The sequence below is a fragment of the Bartonella tribocorum genome (assembly GCF_002777915.1).
Classification (GTDB): domain Bacteria; phylum Pseudomonadota; class Alphaproteobacteria; order Rhizobiales; family Rhizobiaceae; genus Bartonella; species Bartonella tribocorum_A.
The window spans coordinates 1-1,654 of record NZ_NJGE01000060.1 but is presented as its reverse complement, the minus strand read 5'-3'; the positions used below and the strand labels follow the sequence as shown (position 1 = coordinate 1,654).

Sequence of the window (1,654 nt, the reverse complement as noted above, 5' to 3'; positions counted from 1 at the left end):
CGATCGTTGATACCAGACAAACTTCCGTTAACGCCTTCAAACGCTCCCGCTACTGTATCATAACTCTTACTCTCACCAGAACTCCCATCACTCTTGAACTGCGTTACTTGGAATTCAGGCGCTGTCCATTGACCGCCCTGATAGCTCGCTCCCCCGCCTAAATAACTCGCTAACGTCTGATTCAACTGATACAACTGGTTCCCCGTAATCGCTTCTGTCGAACCCGCTGAAATATCTCCATCTAAAAGATGGCTCAACTTGCTATTGCGCTTCTCTGAACCTTTACCATGAAGCGCTACAAAAGATTCATCCGCATCACTCCACAACAACGCATTCTGCTCAATATTATCTGAAAGATCATGATGAAGCTTCGTGAAAGAAGTATTCATGCCTGCAAAAGCAGCAGCAACATTATCATAGCTCGTCTCTTCAGAACTTCCATCATCTTTAAAGCTCACTATCTTGAAGCTTGGAGCTGTCCAATCACCATTCTCGTACTTAGCACCGCCACCAAAATAGCTCGCAACCTTATCATTGGTCTCGTAAAGCTGCGAACCATTCACCGCTTCTGTTGAATCTTTCGTGATACTACCATTCGCTAGAGACGTGATCTTACTGTTTTTCTTATCACCTTCAGCACCATGTGTCGCAACAAATGCCTCTTTATCTTGACTCCACAACAACGCATTCTGCTTAATATTTTCTGTAATCGCTGTGTTGCTTTCGGTAAACTCTTTATGAAGTTTCTCAAAAGAACTGCCTACGCCAGAAAATGCTTCCGCTACAGTACTATAATCCTTATCTTCAACTTTATTACCATCATCATTGACAGTTTTAAACTTGAAGCTTGGAGCAGACCACTCACCATTCTCATACTTAGCTCCTCCACCAAAGGATTTAGCTATATCGGTCGCTGCTGTTTGCAAATTATTAGATACAGCACTCACATTCTGATTGGTTTCATAAAGCTGTGAACCATTTACCGCATCGGTCGATGTCTCTGTAAGATCTCCTGCTTTTACGCCCGTGAGTGTCCGTGTCGCACCATCAGTATTCGCAAACGTAACTTTCGTACCGCTCTTTTCACCTCCAACCGCAATGTCATGTGTCTTGTCATCTTGCTTTACAAGACTGTCACTAACAACTTGGTTAATCTCATTCTTAAGCTCTTTATGAAGATTGCTGAAAGAACTGCCTACACTTGCAAACGCTTTCGCTACATCATCATAGCTCTGCTCTTCAACCTTACTACCATCCTCACTGACTGTGTTAACTTTGAAGCTTGGAGCCGTCCACTCACCATTCTCATACTTAGCACCGCCACCAAAGGACTTCGCTATGTTGGTTGATGCTGTTTGCAAATTATTAGATACAGCACTCACATTCTGATTGGTTGCAAAAAGTTGCGAACCATTCACGGCATCAGTCGATGCTTCTGTAAGATCTCCTGCTTTTACGCCCGTGAGTGTCCGTGCCGCACCATCAGTATTCGCAAACGTAACTTTCGTACCGCTCTTTTCTCCTCCAACCGCAATGTCATGTGTCTTGTCATCTTGCTTTACAAGACTGTCACTAACAACTTGGTTAATCTCATTCTTAAGCTCTTTATGAAGATTGCTGAAAGGAAAGAACTGCCTACACTTGCAAACGCTTT

Annotated in this window: 1 pseudogene; it reads right to left on the bottom strand. The window is 43.5% G+C overall.

The annotated features are described in order from the left end of the window. Positions 1 to 1,654, bottom strand: a pseudogene (locus CER18_RS09620) (hypothetical protein); the annotation flags it as partial.